Origin of the sequence: Algoriphagus chordae, assembly GCF_003254055.1 — a bacterium.
Taxonomy (GTDB): Bacteria; Bacteroidota; Bacteroidia; order Cytophagales; family Cyclobacteriaceae; genus Algoriphagus; species Algoriphagus chordae.
Genome location: NZ_QKZT01000015.1, coordinates 33,716 through 52,438, shown reverse-complemented (window position 1 = coordinate 52,438; position 18,723 = coordinate 33,716). Strand labels below are relative to the sequence as shown.

Here is an 18,723-nt window from a genome sequence, read left to right as displayed (position 1 = left end):
TCCTGAGAATACTAAAGAGCCAATTCCGCAGCAGGCTAAAGAACCAATTCCTCTTCCTACTTCTTCTTCTGGTACTGCCAAGCCCAGCGCTTTGCAGAAGACAGTTGCTATTCCCAAAAACCTAGGACACACCAAGCAATTGGCTGATCAAAAGGCTAAAGATGAACTTCAGAATGCCGAAAGCAAGAAGTCTGAGGAAGTGGTAGAAGTGAAAGTAGCGGGAAGAGATCTTACCCAAGAGCTATTGGATGATATCTTTGATCAGGTTAAAGAGCACTTTCAAAACCTTGGGAAAAGTATGGAAGTAGCCATTCTTGGGCAGTCCATCAAAATGAAAAATGGAATAGTTTTTTTAGAGGTAATGGGTCATGTGCAAGAAGAACTTGCATTGAAGATGAAGCCGGAGTTAATTAGAATTGTGCGTGAAATCGGCAATGTAAATCACTTTTCGGTAGAGTTGGAGCAAAAGGAGGAACTCGAATCTGAGCGCAACAAACTGTACACAAGCTCTGATAAATTCAAATTTTTAAAAGAAAAGCATGCTGCTTTAGGAGAGTTTCAGCGGAGGTTTGGCTTGGAGACCGATTACTAAAAGTCCAGAGATATCCCAAAGTTGATGAGGTTCTGTAGCTGCACCGCCTGTTTGGAAGTGCCGTCATCCTGCTTTATATATACATCCTCATCATAGATCAGGACTGTTTCTATTCGAGTAGATATAAACTTATTCACTTGCATTCTGATCACAGATTTGAAGTTAACCACCATGTTTCCAAACACCTCATAATTAGAGAAGAGGTTGATGTTTGACGCCCAGGTGACATTTTTCATAAGTTTAATATCGTTTACTGAAGCAGCAAGAGATACCCCTGCTTCGGCTCGTACATTTTCTCCGGGGGTAACACCGAAAGCGCCTGCACGACTAAGCGAATCATCCAGAACAATGGTAAATCTACCTGTGAAAGGAGAAAGGATGACCGAAATCTTGCTCTTGTCTTTATAGGTTTTACGGTAGTTTAGACCTGTGGAGGACTGCACATAGCCAGGGGAGAGCAGGTCCGAGATTTTAGTTCGATTTACTACATCGTTAGCAGTGCTATATTTGTAACCAGCGAGAAGCTGTGTTCTTGCGTCTAATTGAGTAGAGAGGAAGAAGAACTCTGATAGTTCCCGTCCATAATTACTCACAAAAGTGAAATTGTCGTTGGTTTTTCTGGTTTTATAGGTCCGGTCATCCTGCCTGTTGAAACCCATGCTGACCGTTAGTTGGGTGTCCCAGACCTTATTGTCTTTTTTGTAATTGGCGAAAAGCGTCAAGCCAGAATTTAAAGCAAATGTGCTCGCTCCACCCGCAGCCCAATTGGATAAGGTGACCTGTTGAATATTTAGGTTATAATTTCCGCCTGTTTTCCAGAAAATTTCTTTCACAGGCTCTTCTATCAATAAGGAATCTCCTAGCATCAACAAGGTGTCACCGTTAATCATTACAGTGTCAGGAATATACTGCCTATCCTGAGCCTGAAGAGTCTGGCTGAGGCATAGTAGAAATAATCCAAAAATTAGGAGATACTTTGACATTTAAAAAGCTTAGGGGATTGCAGATCAGGGGCGAAAGATAACCAATTTCTGCCCAATGGATATGATATTTTGATTTCCGATATTGTTCCAGGTTTTTAATTCATTGACGCTCACGCCATATTTTTTACTAATTGCAAATAGCGTTTCTCCACTTGCTACGGTATGTACAGTTTTTGAATTGGAAGAACTATTAGTTTGTGTTACTGTATTTCTTGCAGCTTGGTTAGCAGAGGGAGCTGGAGAGGAGCTTGCAATTACCTCTCTTGTAGGTGTAGGGCTGTTTACTTTCACTACCGGAATATCTTCTCCACGCTTTCTGTGATCCTGTAGATTAAGAACCATTCCAGCTTTTAAATCCCTGTCTTTTCTGATACGGTTTTTAGATTTTAAAGCAGAAAGTTTCATTCCGTATTTCTGAGAAATGCTCCAGAGTGTTTCCCCTGGCATTACCACATGGGTGGCTACTTCGGCACTTGCCTTCTTTTTCTCAGTATAATAATATTCTCCAGCTTCGATGCGCTCTCCTTTGTCCAAATCATTAAGTCGTCTCAATTTATTCTCCTTGACACCCACACGTTCAGAAAAAGTGCTTTGAGTGGTTGTTTGAGCAGCTTGCACCCCATCTAGATTATTTACAGTGATCTGATCTGGTAGTGCAGCGTTCGTTGTGTTTCCTGCAATTCGAGGAAATGAATTAGCCTGTTTGTATGCTGGAGAGGTGCTGCTTGTGGTCGATGTGGTGTTTTTAGGCTCGGCTTTCTTGAGGACAGCTTGCTGGGTAGGAATTGATCCATTTTTGACATAGACTACCGTGTAGGCCCTATCTCCAGGGATTTTTCCATTTCTAGTCCAGAGGTTATACTCTTCCAAATGTTTTTCACTTACCCCATATTTTTTGGACAAAGCTGAAAGCGTAGTAGGTCCTTGAACACGCTCTTCAGCCATATACTGAGCATTACTGACAAGCATCATGCTTGAATTTTCAAAGGCTATTTTATGTGCTAGGAATTTCTTAAAGTACCAATGGGTATTTCGATCTACATCCACGACTCGCTTTCCGTTGTACTGTGTTCCAAAGTAAGCTTTGGCTCCACCCAAACCCATCTGGTAGGATACCAGAGCGCACATCCAATTATCGAAAGTGTTATTGTGTTTTTGAAGGTAAAGAGCAGCTCCCTTGGTAGAAGAAACAATGTTTTTTCGCTCATCAATTTGATTATCTACCCGCAGAAAAACTTCCTCAGCGGTACCTTGTTTGAATTGCCAGAAGCCAACAGCATTTGAAGTGGATACCGCATCCCCAATCAAACCACTTTCTTGAATCACCAGGTACTTTAGGTCTTCAGGAACGCCAGCATTTCTAAGTTCACGCTCAATGATAGGCATGTATAGATTGACCCTATCTTGTTTTACTTTGAAATACGATGGGTTACGATACTGCGCATCCACATCTAATTGGATTTCTCGCCGCGCCTGCGGATTGATTCGCACGATAAGTTCAGCAAACTCCAATTCTGCTGGAACCTGTGGGATTTGGGCCAGTAGATTTTGGCTTAGAAAAAGTGTTAAGATGAAAAGGAGGTAAGTTTTACTAGTAATTTTCATTCGAAAAAGGCTTTCATCGTTCGTTGCAGCCTCATTTTAGCAAAAATGATTCCCCTTTTATTTTTGCTTAGATTTTTCTTGCCATCATGACGCCATCTCGGATAGGGAGTAGGGCATTTTCTACCCTTGGATCGTTTTGAATCATGGCATTGAAGTCTAGCAGAGCTTGGGTATCCTTATCGATTTTCTGTCCTTTTTCCACCAAAACTTTCCCTGACCAAAGCACATTGTCTGCGAGAATAATTCCGCCAGCACTCATCTTATCGATGATTAGATCATAATACTTTCCATAGTTGATTTTGTCAGCATCGATGAAAACCATGTCGAAGGGGCCGGCAAGGCTAGGGATGATTTCCAGGGCATTTCCCAATCGGTAATCGATTTTGTCAGCCATCCCACTTTCTTCAAAAAAACCTCTTACCATCGTTTCCAACTCATCATTGATGTCAAGTGTAATCAGTTTCCCTTCCTCTTTTAATCCCCGAGCCATACAGATGCCAGAATATCCGGTGTATGTTCCTATTTCCAAGATTGTTGCAGGGTTTTGCATTTTCGTGAAAATCTCCAGCATTCTTCCCTGAAGATGTCCCGAAATCATGCGTGGCATCATGACTTTGGCTTGAGTCTCTCGGGTGATTTTTAGAAGCAAAGTGTCCTCTTCGCTGCTGTGTGCTTCGCAATAAGCTGAAAGTGCTGGGTCAATGAAATCCATGATTATTGAGGGGTGTAAGTAAGGAAAGTGAGCATGTCTGGATTGAAAATATCCTGCGCAATTTCCTGTAGTTCTTCTGCTGTAGTATTTCTGATCTGATTAAATATATTTTCCAAAGGATCTACTTTGCCATGATCTAGCAGACTTTTGCCGTACACAAGCATTAGTGCTGCGTAATTCTCTTCTGCCATAGCCATTTGACCGATTGCTTGTTCTTTGGCCATATGAAGCTGTACAGTGCCGAGCTTGGTGTTGGCCATTTTACTCATTTCTTTGAGCACTAGAGATTGTGCTTTTTTGAGGGTTTTTCCTTCGGTACCAAAGTAAATCCCAAAAAAACCAATATCCGAAAATGGCTGATAACTGGACTCTATGCTATAGACATAGCCATGTTTTTCGCGAAGCATAAGGTTCAACCTACTGTTCATGCTTGGTCCACCGAGGATATTATTGAGCAGGTAAAGCTTGAAGCGATTAGGGTCATATAGAGAAAATGCTGGTCTGCCGATCGCACAAAGGGACTGGCTGATATCTCGTTCTTGAGTTTTTATTTTGGGGACATAGCTGTTGAAACCGCTTCTGACATACAGGCTTCTTTTGGGCTGAATCTGAGACAAGGGGCCTTCGATTCCACGCAGTACTTTTTGGAATGAAATATTTCCTACTACTGAAAATATCAGCCTCGAAGTATCCAGCCTGGTAGAAATATAATCAAAGAAATCCTGCTGCGTAAAGCCACCTACGGTTTGCTCAGTTCCCAAGATGTTCCTTCCCAAGGCATGGTTTTCAAAAACCATTTCGTCCAATTCATCTTGAATAGCATCATCGGGAGAATCACGATACATGGCCATTTCCTCTAAAATGACCTGTCGCTCTTTTTCGATCTGCTTTTCAGGGAAAGTGCTGTTGAAGGTAATGTCGAAAAGTAACTCAGCAGCTTTGCCATAATGCTCCTTCAAAGTGGAGGCATAGAAGCATACTTTTTCTTTGGTGGTATAGGCGTTGAGTTCGCCTCCCAGTGATTCTAGTCGATTGAGTATATGGAAGGTTTTGCGCTTTTTGGTGCCTTTGAAGGCCATGTGCTCCCAAAAATGAGCCAGTCCTTCCTGCTCTTTGGTCTCGTCTCTACTGCCTATGTCTAATATAAATCCGCAGTGAACTAGTCTGGTGTGGGTAACTTCCTGATGGACAATCCGAATGCCGTTACTAAGTTCTTTGATGTTTAATTCCATGCTTTATCTTACCCTTTCGGTAATATACAAAGTAAAGCAGGAAATTGGTTCCTGTAGAATTTCTAAGCAACTTTTCAGAGTAGAATTAGTAACTTTCCATTTCAGAATGAGGAATAATCTATGAAATCGAGCCTATAATAATTGCTCACAAAGTGGTAATTATTTACAACGCGAGATTTAACCCCATAGCTCCGAAATTTATCAGGGGAATGAACATTAGAAAATAAGTATATCCAGTTGAAATCACGCATGACTTAGGGTTTGCCCCATTGAGCGGTTAGACTAATTGCGTGATCCCCCGACCGACTAGCTTCAGCCCGGCGGGCACGTAACCTAAAAAATTAAATAATAACAGATGAAATATCAACCACTTGCTAGTTCACTTTACATCAAGAATCGTGAGAAATTTTGCTACAAACTTGCTGAAAGCAGTGTGGCCATTTTTAATTCTAATGATATCATGCCCACCAATGCTGACGGGACGATGCGTTTTCGTCAGAATAATGATTTGTTCTACCTCTGCGGCATAGACCAAGAGGAATCTATCTTATTATTGGCTCCGGATTGTCCAAATCCCAACATGCGTGAAGTGCTTTTTCTGCGCGAAACCAACGAGCAAATAGCAATTTGGGAAGGACACAAGTATACAAAAGAGGAAGCCGAAGCTACTTCAGGCATTAAAAATATTCAGTGGCTTGCCAATTTTGATCAGATTTTTAATACGGTGATGGCACTTTGCTGTAATGTATACCTCAACACCAATGAGCACCTGCGTGCAGGCGTAGTGGTAGAGACACAAGACTCGAGGTTCATCAAACACTGCAAAGAGAGGTTCCCGCTGCACAACTACCGACGTGCTGCACCGATCATGCATGAACTGAGGGGAGTAAAAGAAAAGGAAGAAATCGATCAGATTCAGAAAGCCTGTGATATTACAGAAAAGGGCTTTAGAAGAATTTTGTCATTCGTAAAACCTGGAGTAACCGAGTATGAGATCGAAGCGGAATACTTGCATGAGTTTGTAAGGAATCGCAGTAAGGGATTCGCCTATGAGCCAATCATTGCTTCTGGAGCATCTGCTTGTGTATTGCATTATGTGGAGAATCACAAAGAATGTCTTGCTGGCGAAATGCTGTTGATGGATGTGGGAGCGGAATATGGAAATTACAATTCGGACATGACTCGGACCATTCCCGTGAGTGGTAGATTTACTGAGAGACAACGTGCCGTTTATGATGCCGTTTTGAGGGTGCAAAAAGAAGCTGCGCACATCTTAAGAATAGGTGCCAATATCCAAGATTACCATAAGGAAGTTGGGCTGATCATGCAAAGTGAATTGGTTGGTTTGAAGCTTATCGATCAAACTGATATCAAGAATCAGGATCCAAACTGGCCTGCATATAAAAAGTATTTTATGCATGGAACTTCGCATCATATGGGGTTGGACGTACATGATGTAGGAACTATGCACGAGCTGATCAAGCCGGGAATGGTGTTCACCGTAGAGCCAGGGATTTATATCCAAGAAGAAGGGCTAGGGATCCGATTAGAAAACAACATCGTGATTCAAGAAGGAAAAGGTTATTTTGATTTGATGAGGAATATCCCAGTGGAAGCTGAAGAAATTGAAGAGCTGATGAATAGTTGATTAATTTCTTTAATTAATTATCTATAAATATTTCATTTACAGTAATTAAAAAAGGTTTACCTAATCTATAGGTAAACCTTTTTTTATGGCTTGGATTGAAGTTTTAATCGTTTGGATATGGGAGGTATACGAAGCTCGTAAAAGCCCCATCCATCACGAAAAGACAACAGAATTCATCTGGGTCTTTATAGGCTTTTTGGAAATCCTCTAGGGATTCTTCCGCGATCAATTTGCGTTGGACAAACTCATCCACATAGGTCATAAAGTAATTCCAGTCCAAGTCTTTTTCGTCTTTGCCAACAAAGATTTTACCAATAGGCTGCATCTCTTTGGAGATAGGAAAAATCGGATAATCAGAGAATTTCCGAGTTCTAATCTGATAAGAAGCTTCCTTGAGCGTATCTGATATTTTTATAAAATCAGAGCTGATTGTGCCTAGATATTTTCCGCTTAATTCTGGATCGTTGAAATCTGATATCATGATTTTAGAGATAAGAGTACGACATTTTCTACATGATACGTCTGTGGGAACATGTCCACCGGCTGTATTTTTTCCACCTTATATTTTTCAGCTAAAAGAGCTACGTCCCTAGCCTGAGTGGCAGGGTTACAGGATACGTAAACGATCTTGGGAGCGTTCAGTCTCAAGAGCATTTGCACGACTTTCTCATCCATTCCTGCACGTGGAGGATCGGTGATAATCACATCTGGCGCTGCATGATTAGCGATGAACTCATCGTTTAGCATCTCTTTCATATCGCCCGCGTAGAAGAGCGTATTGTCGATCCCGTTGATCTGGGAATTGGACTTCGCATCTTCGATGGCCGCTGGCACGTATTCGATGCCGATGACTTGCTTGGCTTGCTTCGCTACGAAATTGGCAATTGTGCCTGTTCCCGTATAAAGGTCATAAACGACCTCGTCACCCTGCAAATCCGCGAATTCACGAGCAACTTTATATAATTCGTATGCTTGTTCTGAGTTTGTCTGGTAGAAAGATTTCGGCCCGATCCGGAATTTCAATCCTTCCATTTCTTCCTCGATAAATGCCTCTCCAGCGAAAGTAACCAATTCCAAATCATGGAAAGTCTCATTTCCTTTGGTATTGATCACATAAAGCAAAGAAGTGATTTGAGGGAATTTCTCATTTAAAAATTCCATGACTTTCTGAATTCCTTCTGGATCGTCTTCTCCGAATTGCACGATCACCATAGATTGCTCCGTGCTGGTCGTTCGGATGATGAGATTGCGAAGTAGTCCAACTTGGCCTCTAATGTCATAGAAGGTAAGGCTATTCGCTAGCGCAAAAGTTCTCAATTCATTCCTGACGTCATTCGAGATATTTCCCTGTAGGTAACAGTGTTCCACATCGACGATTTTGTCAAACATCTTTGGGATGTGAAATCCCAGCGCATTTCTGTCAAAATCCTCTCCTGATTGGATCTGCTCTATGGTCAGCCATTTCTTGTTGGAAAAGGTGAAATCAAGCTTATTTCTATAATAGCGTGTTTTTTCGGAACCTAAAGTCGGCATTACCTCAGGAATTTCTACTTTGGCGATACGCTGAAACTGATCCAAAACCTGCTGACGCTTGTAAGTTTTCTGCAGGTCATAATTGATGTGCTGCCATTTGCAGCCTCCGCATGTGCCAAAATGCGAGCAAAAAGGATCGATTCTCTCTTTGGAATACTCGTGGAAGTTGACTGGTTCTCCTTCCATGAAAGAGCTTTTTCCCTTGGTGATTCTTACATCTACCACATCTCCAGGCGCCACACCCGTTACAAAAACCACTTTTTCCTCATGATGTCCCAAGCATTTTCCCTCCGAAGCTATGCGCTCGATGAGTAGATTGGTAATCACTTTGTTTTTCATTTTTCGCGACATGGGCGCAAAATTAAGGAAATTTGCCTTTAATAATGAATTCCAAATCTGACAGATGATTTATATCCTTTGTGTTTTAGTCTCTCATTTAAAATCTTTTCCGTTTTAAAACTTTAAAATTGATTTTTTGGTTAAAAAAAGGTTCGACAGAAAACTTTAAATTATGGCCGAAATATTGAAATAAATCAATGCAGGAGCTTTTTCGAACTCAAAATTTAGAAAACACAAATTGAGTATCTTTGAATCATCAATGAAACAAAATAGCCTAAAAGATAAAGTTGTAATCATCACTGGGGCGTCCTCAGGTATAGGAGCATCCTGTGCCCTTGCATTTGGTAAAGCAGGCGCTAAAATCGTTATCACGGGTAGAAATCAGGATAAACTGAATGCTGTCAAATCGAAATTGGAAGCTGAGGGGATAGTTGTATTGGCGATTTCGGCTGATGCTGGAGTGATCGCTGACAATGAGCGGATGGCAGAGATTGTTTTGGCTGAATTTGGGAAAATCGACATCCTGATTAATAATGCAGGAATAACCATGAGAGCATTATTTGAAAATCTTGATTTCGAGGTGTTTCATAAAGTAATGGACACCAATTTCTGGGGAGCTGTTTATGCCACCAAAGTTTGCTTGCCATCAATCCTTGAGAATAAAGGCACGGTGATCGGGATTTCTTCCGTCAATGGATTTCGTGGTACACCTGCTCGAACTGCCTACACAGCAAGTAAATACGCTATGAATGGTTTTTTCGAATCTCTTCGCACTGAAGTGATGAAAAAGGGAGTTCATGTGTTGGTCGCATGTCCAGGATTTACCGCTTCCAATATTCGTAAAAATGCGCTCACAGCTCATGGTTCTGCTCAAGGTGATTCTCCTAGAGACGAATCCAAAATGATGAGTTCGGAAGAAGTAGCAGAAGAAATTTTGAAAGCAACGCTAAAAAGAAAGCGTGATTTGACGCTTACTACCCAAGGAAAGTTATTGAAGTTTCTTAATAAATGGATGCCAGGAAGGTTGGATCATATTGTTTATAATCAATTGAAAAAGGAAAAAGACTCACCTTTCCATTAAATGCCTGAATCGATCTTTCAGACTTACCGAAACCGCCTCGTAGACCTTTCTTCCAAAAACAGGTCGCTTTATTTACCCAAAACGGAAGGATTCGGAATTGTAGATCTGAAAGAACTAGATTTTTTGAATGGAGAAAATAGCTTTGAAATCATCCGAAAGGCTATTTCTTCTAAGAAACCAATTTCATTAATACCAGAATCCGACCCTAGGATTGGGATTGTAAATACACTTTCCAAGACATTTGCTAGACTTTCATTTCGTGACCAAATGACCAGAGAAGAGACAGGCGAGCAATCTCTGTTTTTAGGATGGCCATTTGTAGAAGGTAAGCTACTGAACGGGCAGATCCTCCGAGCTCCCTTATTGCTATTAGGTGTGAAATTACAACTTGAAAAAGGGCAATGGATTCTCTCAAAAACCGATGATTGGCAATGGAATCCTGCTTTTCTTTTGGCTCATTCCCGTGGATATGGGGAAGCATTGGATGCAGATGCATTGAATCATGCTTTGCAGGAATTAGCGATAGATGCGACTGAGTTCCGGACTGGATTTTCTACGCTACTCAATGATCACTTCTCGATTCAGCTAAGATCATCGCTTTTTGAAGATCAGCTAGCTCAGTTTCCAATTTCTCAATTGAACGTGGATGCTGTTAGTTTTCAAGATGGAAAGTTGATCTTGAAAAGCTATGCACTTTTGGGTCAATTCGCTCAAAAAGGCAGTTTTCTGTTTTCAGATTACGAAAATCTGGAAAATGAATTTGGGGACTTGAGTTTGGAGGAATTGTTCACTCAACATTTTACAAGGAATGACAATCAGCCTGTTCCAAGAGAAGAACAACTTTTTCCTGTTTTCCCATTGGACGCCTCTCAGGAAAATGTGTTGCACAAAGTTAGACAAGGTAAGAGCCTAGTGGTAGAAGGACCGCCGGGTACAGGTAAATCCCAGTTGATCGCTAACCTAGTTTCAGACTATTGCTCCAGAGGTAAAAAAGTCTTGGTAGTTTCTCAAAAGCGAGCAGCACTAGACGTGGTGTTTGAGCGATTGGAGAAGTCTGGTTTTGGTGATTTCTTGGGCTTGGTGCATGATTTTCGTGCAGATCAAAAAGTCCTTTTTCAAAAAATTAAAGCTCAAGTCGAGGGGATTGAGGCATATCTAGAACAGAATAGAGGAATTGATTCCATTCAATTGGAGCGAGAGATCTCACAGTATTCCAAGACGATATCCAGAATTTCAGAGAAATTGGAAACCTTTAGAACTGCTCTTTTTGACTCTGGGTCAGCAGGAGTTCCTGTCAAGGCAATGTACCTGAATGCTGATCTGCAAAAGCCGTTCCTTGAGCACTCTGATTTGATTAAGCTAGATTTTCAGAAAGCCCAAAATTTTGAAAAGTCTTTTAAAATTTACCATTCTTATAAGTCTCAGTTCAAAGATACATTTTGGGAAAATCGTAATTCTTTTGCTCATTTCGAGCCAGCTGTTTTCCCTAGAATCATCCAGAGTTTGAAAGAGCTTTTGGCTTTCAGGTCAAATTCAACGATTGAGAATCTGGATGATTTAGCTCAGCTGATTTTGACGAAGAGCAATTTTGCAGATGAGTTGGAGAATATGACTTCATCATTGAAGCAATTGGAGAAGTCTGAATTGGCTATTTCCGCAGTTTTTGATTCAAGGTTTTTATCGAAAATCCACAAAGTTCAGAGGTGGCTTTTGGTGTCGATTGAAAAACTTCTGCATTTGCAGCTAGGAATTGAGAGCAATCCAGAAAACCTGTCAATCCTGGAAGTAGAGCTAGGTTCTCTGAGCCCAAAAGCAAATTCATGGTTAGGGAAGATTCAGGTGAATTTGAGTAAAAGTAAGTATCCTCTGACCTTTGAAATTCTGAGTACAGCCAATCTGAAGTTTAATGCAGCGTCGATTTCCAGTATTCTTACCGAGTTTGAAACGCTCAAATCATTAAATCATGAGTTTGGCGAGCTTCCCAAAATTGAAGGTTTGGAGCATGCTGAGCTCTCCTTAGAAGGTTTAAGGAGTCAACTTGATATGCTTGATCCAATTCTGAATTGGGTAGAGTTATGGAAGAATCAAAGTGATATTCAATCGATAGCGAATTGGAATGCCAGCGAATTTAAGGTTCAGCTCGACCAGCTAAATCTCTTGTCAACATCACTTCAGCTTAATGCTATTAAGTGGAAGGCCTATTTGAGCAATGCCCAAATTTTGGAAGTCTTCAAAAGTGGAATTCCTGAAAGCTCATTTGAACTTCAGTTGAATCAAACTTTTTCTGAGTTGGTTGCCTTTGATCGCTTCTTGGAAAGTCAGGATTCGATTACTCTTTCACTTGCCAAAAAGCTGGAAACTGAATATCCAGAATTGGATCTTTCTGATCAACAAGCTGCATTTTGGAACTCCTGGTATTTGGCTTGGATAGCTAGTTTGGAGGCTCAAAACCCTGTTTTGGCAGAAGCTGGTAGTTTGAAAATGGAGCATGAGTTGGATGAACTAAAGGAAGCCATTCTTGAAAAAAGAAAAATCTCGAGACATATTGCTTTGCTTAGGCTTCGTGAACAAGTCACTGCTGATTTGGAATTTAACCGTTTAGGGAATCGGTTGACTTATCGGGATTTGCTTCATCAGGTCAGTAAGAAGCGGCAACGTTGGCCGATTCGTAAATTGGTGGAAGAGATGGGTGTGGAAGTTTTTCGCTTGTTGCCTTGTTGGTTTGCGAGCCCTGAGACTGTTTCTGCCTTATTTCCATTAGGTCAAGAATTCGATTTGGTGATTTTTGATGAGGCTTCACAATGCCAAGTTGAGAGAGGATTGCCGGCAATGATTCGTGGAAAGCAGGTTGTCGTTGCTGGAGATTCGAAGCAGCTGAGGCCGTCAGATTTCTATCAAGTGAAATGGGAGTCAGGTGAGGAAGGACTAGAATACGAGGCAGAATCCTTGCTAGAATTGGCTGGAAATTTCTTTGAAAAACATCAACTGAAAGGCCATTATCGCTCTGCAGATCCAGCTTTGATCCATTTCTCCAATATTCATTTTTATGAAGGGCAATTGGAGACTTTGCCAGATTATGCAACGTCTATGGCGGACAAACCTGCTTTCTCATTGGAAAAGGTCGAAGGTATCTGGGCTAATCAGGTGAATAATATGGAAGCTGATGCCGTTGTTTTGAAAGTGGCATCTATCCTGAATTCCGCAGCAGCAGATACGATTGGGATTGTGACAGGGAATTATTTTCAGATGGAATTGATTCGCGAAAAGCTCTGGAATGCTGGTTTTCAAGATGCTGGAATCAAGGTTCGTAACATTGAAAATGTGCAAGGAGACGAGTTTGATCAAGTGATTTTGTCTTTGGGTTATGCGCCAAATCCAGAAGGGAAGTTGGTGACGAATTTTGGTTTGCTAGGCAAGTCAGGAGCTGAAAATAGACTGAATGTGGCTATCACCCGAGCTAGTAAGATGATGCATGTGATATCAAGTATTGATCCCTCAGATTTTCGTCCTAGTCAACTTATAAACTCTGGATTGGCATTGCTCAGAGAGTTTTTGACTTTTGTTCAAGAACAAAGCAAAGGTTCTTTAGCTCCAGCCGTGGAGGCTAAAATGAAAGGTTATGAGATTGATTGGAGTTTGAAGAATAGGCTACAGGCTAGCAGTAATTCGTATTCTCCAGAAATCCCTTCAGCTGTGATGGACTTGATTTGGAATGAATCAAATGGTGTTAAGAAGGCAGTGCTTACGGACGACCAGCGATTTTTTAATGCACCAAGTGCAAAAGCTGCTTTAGCTTATCATCCTATTTTGCTGGAGCAGAAAGGCTGGAGTTTTGTATGGAAATGGAGTAGAGAGCTATTTGTAAATAATAACTAGTATTTTTGAATGATAAATCATTCGTTAAGTAATTATTTTTAAGTTAATGACTGATTTATCATTCATTAATATTTTAGATATTTTGTATTATAATTCATTCATTAAGACGTATATTTATGGTTAATGAATGATATTTAAGTCATGGATTACAATCAAATAAGTGATTTAGCAATTCTGCAAAAGCTGGGAGAATTTGTGAAGCATCATCGCATGGCTCAAAACAAGTCTCAGGAGCAGTTGGCTACTGAGGCGGGGGTGAGTAGATCTACCTTGAGTCTGCTTGAACGCGGTGAAAAGGTGAATTTGATCACCTTGATTCAGGTGCTCCGAGTCCTGAATCAATTACAATGGCTGGAGTCGTTTGAAGTAAAGCCTGTAATTAGTCCGATGAGCTATATTAAGCTTCAAAAGAAGCATGAGCGCCAGCGTATTCGTAATACTAGTACGGTAGCTGAAGATCCTCCTTCAGAATGGTAGTAGCAGCAGAAATCTGGATATGGGATAAGCTTGCAGGGGCGATACTCTGGGATGAGTCTGAGCAAATGGGCAGTTTTGAATTCAATCAAAATTTCCTTAGCTCGGGTCTGGATATTTCTCCTATTAAAATGCCATTAACTCAGGGCAATAGAGTTTACAAATTCCCTGAAATACGAAAGTCCCGAGGTGATGTTTTCGACACATTCAAAGGATTGCCAGGTTTGCTGGCAGATATGCTACCTGACAAATACGGAAACCAATTGATTAATGCCTGGCTGATTCAAAACGGCAGAGGGGCGGATAGTCTCAATCCTGTGGAGCAGCTTTGTTTTATTGGAAAGCGAGGGGTAGGAGCTTTGGAAATCAAACCATCTCTTCGTGATGAGTCGATCAAAGCCAGTTTAATCGAAATTGATAGCCTAGTAAATATCGCTGGGAAAATTCTCAATTCCAGATCAGATTTCCATTCCAACTTGACAGGGGAGGAGCAGTCAGCTCTTTCTGATATTCTCAAGATCGGTACTTCGGTAGGTGGTGCCCGTGCCAAGGCTGTAATTGCTTTCAATCCTAAAACGGGTGCGGTGAAAAGTGGCCAGGTGAAGGCTCCAACTGGCTTCTCCTATTGGATCATCAAATTTGATGGAGTACATGATTCTCAATTTGGTACTACTGTAGGTTTTGGAAGAGTGGAAATGGCCTATTATCTCATGGCTGTAGCAGCCGGTATCGAGATGACTGAGTGTAGATTGTTTGAGGAAAATGGCCGCGCTCATTTTATGACCAAGCGATTTGACCGAGAGGATAATGGTCAAAAAATCCATATGCAGAGTTTATGTGGGATCCGCCATTTTGACTTCAATCAGGTTGGTTTCTATAGTTATGAGCAAGTTTTTGAGACCATGAGGATGCTTCGACTTTCTTATCCTGAAGCTGAGCAGATGTTCATTCGAATGGTGTTTAATGTGTTGGCAAGGAATTGTGACGATCATACCAAGAACTTTGCATTCCTGATGGATAAAAACGGGAAATGGACACTTTCTCCGGCTTATGATATTTGCTATGCTTATCGCCCAGGAAGTCTCTGGGTCAGTGCTCAGTCCTTGACTGTAAATGGTAAAAGAGAAGTAATCGTCGAAGCTGATTTTTTGGAAGTTGCCCGACAGATGAATATCAAAAAGCCTGAGGAAAAGATCGCTCAGGTGAAATGGGCAGTAAGTAGATGGGGTGAATTTGCGGATGAAGTGAATGTTGAGAGTGGTTTAAGAGATTCGATTCAAAGCACATTATTGATATGAGTTGACTGGGAAACTCGTATTGTAAAAGACTATAAACTCGCCATCCATCTCGCTAACTGAACTTCATGTACAAGGTAATTCCCTTCGTCTTTGATGACCAATTCTAATTTTTCTAAGGCCTTCAAAGCTGTACTCACTGTGCTAGCTGCTCCCAGATTATGCTTTTGGATAAAGTTTTTGCTAAGTGGGTTTTGCAAGGGTTCTTCTTTAGCAATCGCTCGAAATACATTCCATTGAGCACGTGTAAGCATCTTTTGGAAATTTGCAAAAACAGCCTGTTGCTGCTTCAAAATCTGATCGAACACCACATCCACATCCGAATTGCTCACTTTTTTGTAATTGGCAAAAAGATGATTGCAGACTAGCTGTACGGTATAAGTTTGCCCGCGACTCCAACTATAAATTCTCTCTATTGAATCAGGTTCGATTGTCTTTTTTGCGGTTTGAAAATGCTGGATAATAAAATTTGTGTATGCTTCCAGTGCTATTGGCTGAAGCGATTCCAACTGTGAGCTTTGATAAAAAGGCCGGTTTTTCTCTGTAAACATAGCTTCCATCAGCGTTCGATGACTACCGCTGAAGATAAAACGTACTTCTGGAATTTGCTGAACCCAAGTTCGAAATACAGCTTCCGCCTTGTTGCCTTCATAGTCTGAGATCTGCTGAAACTCGTCGATGGCAATCACTATTCGCTTTTTTCTAGAAAGAAGAAATTCTCCCAGAGCTTTGAGTGATTGGCTTGGTTGCTCTGATTTATTTATTCCAAGTGTTATTTCCGGTAAGCTAGAAAGTGCGCTGAAATTAATTGTTGCTCCAATAGAAGCGAGAAGTTTTTGAATACTTGCGCTGATGCCAGAGGTGGTTCTGCCGTATTTTTCATAGATAGCTGAAGCAATTGATTGTATTGCTTCGTCTATGTTTTGAGTAGCAAGTAAGTCTATGTAGATTGTTTCACAACCTTTGGAAGTTTCTAATTCTTCAAAAAGACGATGGATAAGAGCTGATTTCCCTAGTCTTCTCCAGGCATAAAGCACTACATTTCTATCATTTTCTATATGAGAAATGAGCATATCTAGATCATTTTCTCTGTCACAGAAATAGTCTTTCCCTTGATAGGTATTGATTACGAATGGATTGAAGGGCTCTTTCATAATTCTTGGATTTATAATTACGCGCTTTTCGTTACGTAAATAACGTTACGTAAAGTACGTAATAAAATCCTGAATTATCAATCCGTCATTATTTTTAAGAACGGGATATTAAAACCTGAGTGAAAGTGACCACATACTTACATATACCCAACGGCAGAGTAGACAACTATTCCAATCCATTCCTTTACCAGTTTGTGCCAGATAAAGATGGAGTAGGGATCAGGGAAAAATAGAATTGGAATATCGTATTTGCTGTCTTGGCTATAATAGTCTGTGGGGAAAGGGAGAGTCTGTAAACCAACTTTATCAAAGCAGCCTTGGGATCTTTTCATGTGAAAAGCGGAGGTGATCAGTATAAATTCCTGATTTACATCAATTCCTTTTTCAGCTAAAAAAGCTTTGGTGAAAAGGGCATTTTCATAGGTGTTTTTTGACTGATCTTCTATCATTACATCTTCGGCTGGAACTCCAGTCATCAGCAAGAATCGCTGCAAAACTTCGGCTTCTGATTGTGGATTTACAGGGTTTAGCCCTTGCCCGCCAGTGATCAAGATTTTCTTGATTTTTCCCTCACGATACAGCTGCAAAGCATGAGTGATCCGATCTGCTCCTTTGTTGAAGAATGTTCGATCATAAGCAGTCTTACTCAAATTTGTCACACCAGTAAGTACAATGCCAATTTCGTGATTTTTGATCTCTGAAAAAGTCTTGAACTCAGGTTCCCAAGCCATCATCGCCTGATTTGCGATAAACTGATTGGAAAAAAACCACAACAAAAATATGCCTGTCCAAAGACATCTCCTGCCCCATTTTCTTTTGATGTAAAAAGCACCTGAAACGATCAAAACGATAGTAATGGTCAGCGGAAGTGCTAGAAAACTTAAAAATTGGGAGAGGTAGAAAAACATGAAATTCCTTAGGTATTTGTGACAAAGAAAGGAGGGAATGTTCAATTATCAAATTCAAGGTCCATTTCCATTCCAACACCTTTCTCAATCCAATTTCAAGTAACGCATTACTGCTTCATCTCCCTGAAGTGCATGGGCAGGAATAGGGTGAGAAGTATTGAAAACCTTCAATTCCTCTACTGAAAGTATGGTGACAAAACTTTCGTCATAGCCATCATTATAGGGCACCTTTCCAGGGTTTATATCAAGATAATGCCCGAAGAAATTATAGGCTGCTGTTCTCTTGTTGTAGTTATAATCATGTCTTTCATTGGGTAGATGCACATTGTCGGCCTTGCTTTCTGCACCATACGCGGCATATACTTTTTGTATGTAGGGGAATTCAATCCTAGGCGTATTTTTAGTCCAATCCCCGCCATCTGAAATTAGCAACATAGGTCTTGGAGCTGCCAAGGCTGCTATTTCCACATTATTGGTTTGATGCTGGGCACTTTTATGGATAGGCATGCCACTTTCACATACACAGCCTCCAAAGAAGTAGGCTGAGACCATTACAGCAGGAACAGAAACCGTGATTCTAGGATCTAATGCAGTAATTAAAATAGTTTGGGTGCCTCCTCCTGAGCCTCCTGTCACACCGATTTGAGTAGGGTCTACATCTTCTCGTGAGGTCAAATAATCAAGGACCCTGATTGAATTATAAGTTTGAAGCGTCAAGGCAATGGGAATGGTGTGGCTGGTCTGCTGAGAATCCGCATACCCAAGCATATCGTAGACAAAAACCACCGCACCCATTCGTGCCAGTGCAGCAGCTCTGTACTGAACTACATCTTGGTAGCGTTTGTCTTTTCCATGGCCATGAGGGCTGAGGATGGCGGGACTTTTATGGAAAGGCCCGGGATCAAGTGGGCGGTATAGGTTGCCAGTGATAAAAAAGCCTCGAAAGCTCTCGATGGCGATGTTTTCAATAATATAGCCATCCATTTCTCTGGTGCTGTGGATGATAGGATTGAATTCAGTAGTCCTCTCCGGCATTTGTTCTAATTTCATCCCATCGATAATTCCTTTTCGGATCACATCAGCCCTAGCTTCCCAATCTTTTTGGCTAGTCCACTCGTTAGCCCATTTTTTCAAGTAGGAATTGGCTTCATCCTCCTCCCAATAGGCTCCCTGACATAACATGGATTCCTGTGCAGATACAGAAAATGAAAGCAGCAATAGGAAAATTACTTGGCTATATCGAAATAAGGTCTTCATGGGGAACTTGGTTAGTAAGGAATGCTAAGGAGAA

15 protein-coding genes are annotated in these 18,723 nt (G+C 41.1%); 6 read left to right on the top strand and 9 right to left on the bottom strand.

All coding sequences use genetic code 11. The annotated features are described in order from the left end of the window. The first annotated feature begins 91 nt into the window (after positions 1–91). Positions 92–592 carry a hypothetical protein gene (locus LV85_RS15670; RefSeq protein WP_111321126.1) on the top strand — a complete coding sequence of 167 codons (501 nt, stop codon included), beginning with the start codon at positions 92–94 and terminating at the stop codon, positions 590–592. On the opposite strand, the gene LV85_RS15665 is transcribed toward LV85_RS15670, so the two are convergent. From LV85_RS15665 to LV85_RS15650, 4 genes are all read right to left on the bottom strand, one after another. Continuing rightward, the gene (locus tag LV85_RS15665) at positions 589–1,575 is read right to left on the bottom strand and encodes a DUF3078 domain-containing protein (RefSeq protein ID WP_111321124.1); all 987 of its coding nucleotides are present in this window, start codon (positions 1,573–1,575) and stop codon (positions 589–591) included. The two genes, LV85_RS15670 and LV85_RS15665, sit on opposite strands and share 4 nt — an antisense overlap. A 24-nt stretch (positions 1,576–1,599) precedes the next feature. Then, complete coding sequence (locus tag LV85_RS15660) at positions 1,600–3,180, bottom strand: LysM peptidoglycan-binding domain-containing protein (RefSeq protein WP_111321122.1); 1,581 nt, start codon at positions 3,178–3,180, stop codon at positions 1,600–1,602. 67 nt (positions 3,181–3,247) lie between these two features. Then, a complete protein-coding gene (locus LV85_RS15655) occupies positions 3,248–3,892 on the bottom strand; it encodes an O-methyltransferase (RefSeq protein ID WP_111321120.1) in 645 nt (214 codons plus the stop codon). Between the two features lie 2 nt (positions 3,893–3,894). Further along, positions 3,895–5,124 carry a M16 family metallopeptidase gene (locus tag LV85_RS15650; RefSeq protein ID WP_111321118.1) on the bottom strand — a complete coding sequence of 410 codons (1,230 nt, stop codon included), beginning with the start codon at positions 5,122–5,124 and terminating at the stop codon, positions 3,895–3,897. 355 nt (positions 5,125–5,479) lie between these two features. On the opposite strand from LV85_RS15650, the gene LV85_RS15645 reads away from it, so the two are divergent. Then, positions 5,480–6,772: an aminopeptidase P family protein gene (locus LV85_RS15645; RefSeq protein ID WP_111321116.1), complete on the top strand. Its 1,293-nt coding sequence runs from the start codon at positions 5,480–5,482 to the stop codon at positions 6,770–6,772. A gap of 103 nt (positions 6,773–6,875) precedes the next feature. Here LV85_RS15645 and LV85_RS15640 read toward each other — a convergent pair whose 3' ends face one another. Both LV85_RS15640 and rlmD read right to left on the bottom strand, forming a co-directional pair. Continuing rightward, positions 6,876–7,253: a hypothetical protein gene (locus LV85_RS15640; protein WP_111321114.1), complete on the bottom strand. Its 378-nt coding sequence runs from the start codon at positions 7,251–7,253 to the stop codon at positions 6,876–6,878. Continuing rightward, entirely contained in the window at positions 7,250–8,656 is a 1,407-nt protein-coding gene (gene rlmD, locus LV85_RS15635) for a 23S rRNA (uracil(1939)-C(5))-methyltransferase RlmD (RefSeq protein WP_111321112.1), read from the bottom strand. The genes LV85_RS15640 and rlmD overlap by 4 nt, the downstream gene beginning before the upstream one ends. A 247-nt stretch (positions 8,657–8,903) precedes the next feature. Here rlmD and LV85_RS15630 point away from each other — a divergent pair, with 247 nt between their 5' ends. From LV85_RS15630 to LV85_RS15615, 4 genes are all read left to right on the top strand, one after another. Beyond that, positions 8,904–9,725, top strand: coding sequence for an SDR family oxidoreductase (locus LV85_RS15630; RefSeq protein WP_111321110.1), 822 nt, complete (start codon positions 8,904–8,906; stop codon positions 9,723–9,725). Next, positions 9,726–13,601 carry a DEAD/DEAH box helicase gene (locus LV85_RS15625; RefSeq protein ID WP_111321108.1) on the top strand — a complete coding sequence of 1,292 codons (3,876 nt, stop codon included), beginning with the start codon at positions 9,726–9,728 and terminating at the stop codon, positions 13,599–13,601. A gap of 141 nt (positions 13,602–13,742) precedes the next feature. Then, on the top strand, positions 13,743–14,078 hold the full coding sequence (locus LV85_RS15620; protein WP_111321105.1) for a helix-turn-helix domain-containing protein: 336 nt from the start codon (positions 13,743–13,745) through the stop codon (positions 14,076–14,078). After that, positions 14,072–15,373, top strand: coding sequence for a type II toxin-antitoxin system HipA family toxin (locus LV85_RS15615; RefSeq protein WP_111321103.1), 1,302 nt, complete (start codon positions 14,072–14,074; stop codon positions 15,371–15,373). Before LV85_RS15620 ends, LV85_RS15615 begins: the two co-directional genes overlap by 7 nt. A 29-nt stretch (positions 15,374–15,402) precedes the next feature. On the opposite strand, the gene LV85_RS15610 is transcribed toward LV85_RS15615, so the two are convergent. From LV85_RS15610 to LV85_RS15600, 3 genes are all read right to left on the bottom strand, one after another. Beyond that, positions 15,403–16,524 carry an AAA family ATPase gene (locus LV85_RS15610; RefSeq protein WP_111321101.1) on the bottom strand — a complete coding sequence of 374 codons (1,122 nt, stop codon included), beginning with the start codon at positions 16,522–16,524 and terminating at the stop codon, positions 15,403–15,405. A gap of 137 nt (positions 16,525–16,661) precedes the next feature. After that, positions 16,662–17,432: a YdcF family protein gene (locus LV85_RS15605; protein WP_111321099.1), complete on the bottom strand. Its 771-nt coding sequence runs from the start codon at positions 17,430–17,432 to the stop codon at positions 16,662–16,664. A gap of 84 nt (positions 17,433–17,516) precedes the next feature. Next, positions 17,517–18,689, bottom strand: coding sequence for an alpha/beta hydrolase (locus LV85_RS15600; protein WP_111321097.1), 1,173 nt, complete (start codon positions 18,687–18,689; stop codon positions 17,517–17,519). Positions 18,690–18,723 lie beyond the last annotated feature (34 nt).

Excerpts from the sequence above, each read along its gene's own strand:
- LV85_RS15620 (WP_111321105.1), top strand. The coding sequence starts at position 13,743 with ATGGATTACAATCAAATAAGTGATTTAGCAATTCTGCAAAAGCTGGGA.
- LV85_RS15610 (WP_111321101.1), bottom strand. The coding sequence starts at position 16,524 with ATGAAAGAGCCCTTCAATCCATTCGTAATCAATACCTATCAAGGGAAA.
- LV85_RS15615 (WP_111321103.1), top strand. The coding sequence starts at position 14,072 with ATGGTAGTAGCAGCAGAAATCTGGATATGGGATAAGCTTGCAGGGGCG.
- LV85_RS15645 (WP_111321116.1), top strand. The coding sequence starts at position 5,480 with ATGAAATATCAACCACTTGCTAGTTCACTTTACATCAAGAATCGTGAG.
- LV85_RS15605 (WP_111321099.1), bottom strand. The coding sequence starts at position 17,432 with ATGTTTTTCTACCTCTCCCAATTTTTAAGTTTTCTAGCACTTCCGCTG.
- LV85_RS15640 (WP_111321114.1), bottom strand. The coding sequence starts at position 7,253 with ATGATATCAGATTTCAACGATCCAGAATTAAGCGGAAAATATCTAGGC.
- LV85_RS15660 (WP_111321122.1), bottom strand. The coding sequence starts at position 3,180 with ATGAAAATTACTAGTAAAACTTACCTCCTTTTCATCTTAACACTTTTT.
- LV85_RS15625 (WP_111321108.1), top strand. The coding sequence starts at position 9,726 with ATGCCTGAATCGATCTTTCAGACTTACCGAAACCGCCTCGTAGACCTT.
- LV85_RS15650 (WP_111321118.1), bottom strand. The coding sequence starts at position 5,124 with ATGGAATTAAACATCAAAGAACTTAGTAACGGCATTCGGATTGTCCAT.
- LV85_RS15655 (WP_111321120.1), bottom strand. The coding sequence starts at position 3,892 with ATGGATTTCATTGACCCAGCACTTTCAGCTTATTGCGAAGCACACAGC.
- rlmD (WP_111321112.1), bottom strand. The coding sequence starts at position 8,656 with ATGTCGCGAAAAATGAAAAACAAAGTGATTACCAATCTACTCATCGAG.
- LV85_RS15600 (WP_111321097.1), bottom strand. The coding sequence starts at position 18,689 with ATGAAGACCTTATTTCGATATAGCCAAGTAATTTTCCTATTGCTGCTT.
- LV85_RS15630 (WP_111321110.1), top strand. The coding sequence starts at position 8,904 with ATGAAACAAAATAGCCTAAAAGATAAAGTTGTAATCATCACTGGGGCG.
- LV85_RS15665 (WP_111321124.1), bottom strand. The coding sequence starts at position 1,575 with ATGTCAAAGTATCTCCTAATTTTTGGATTATTTCTACTATGCCTCAGC.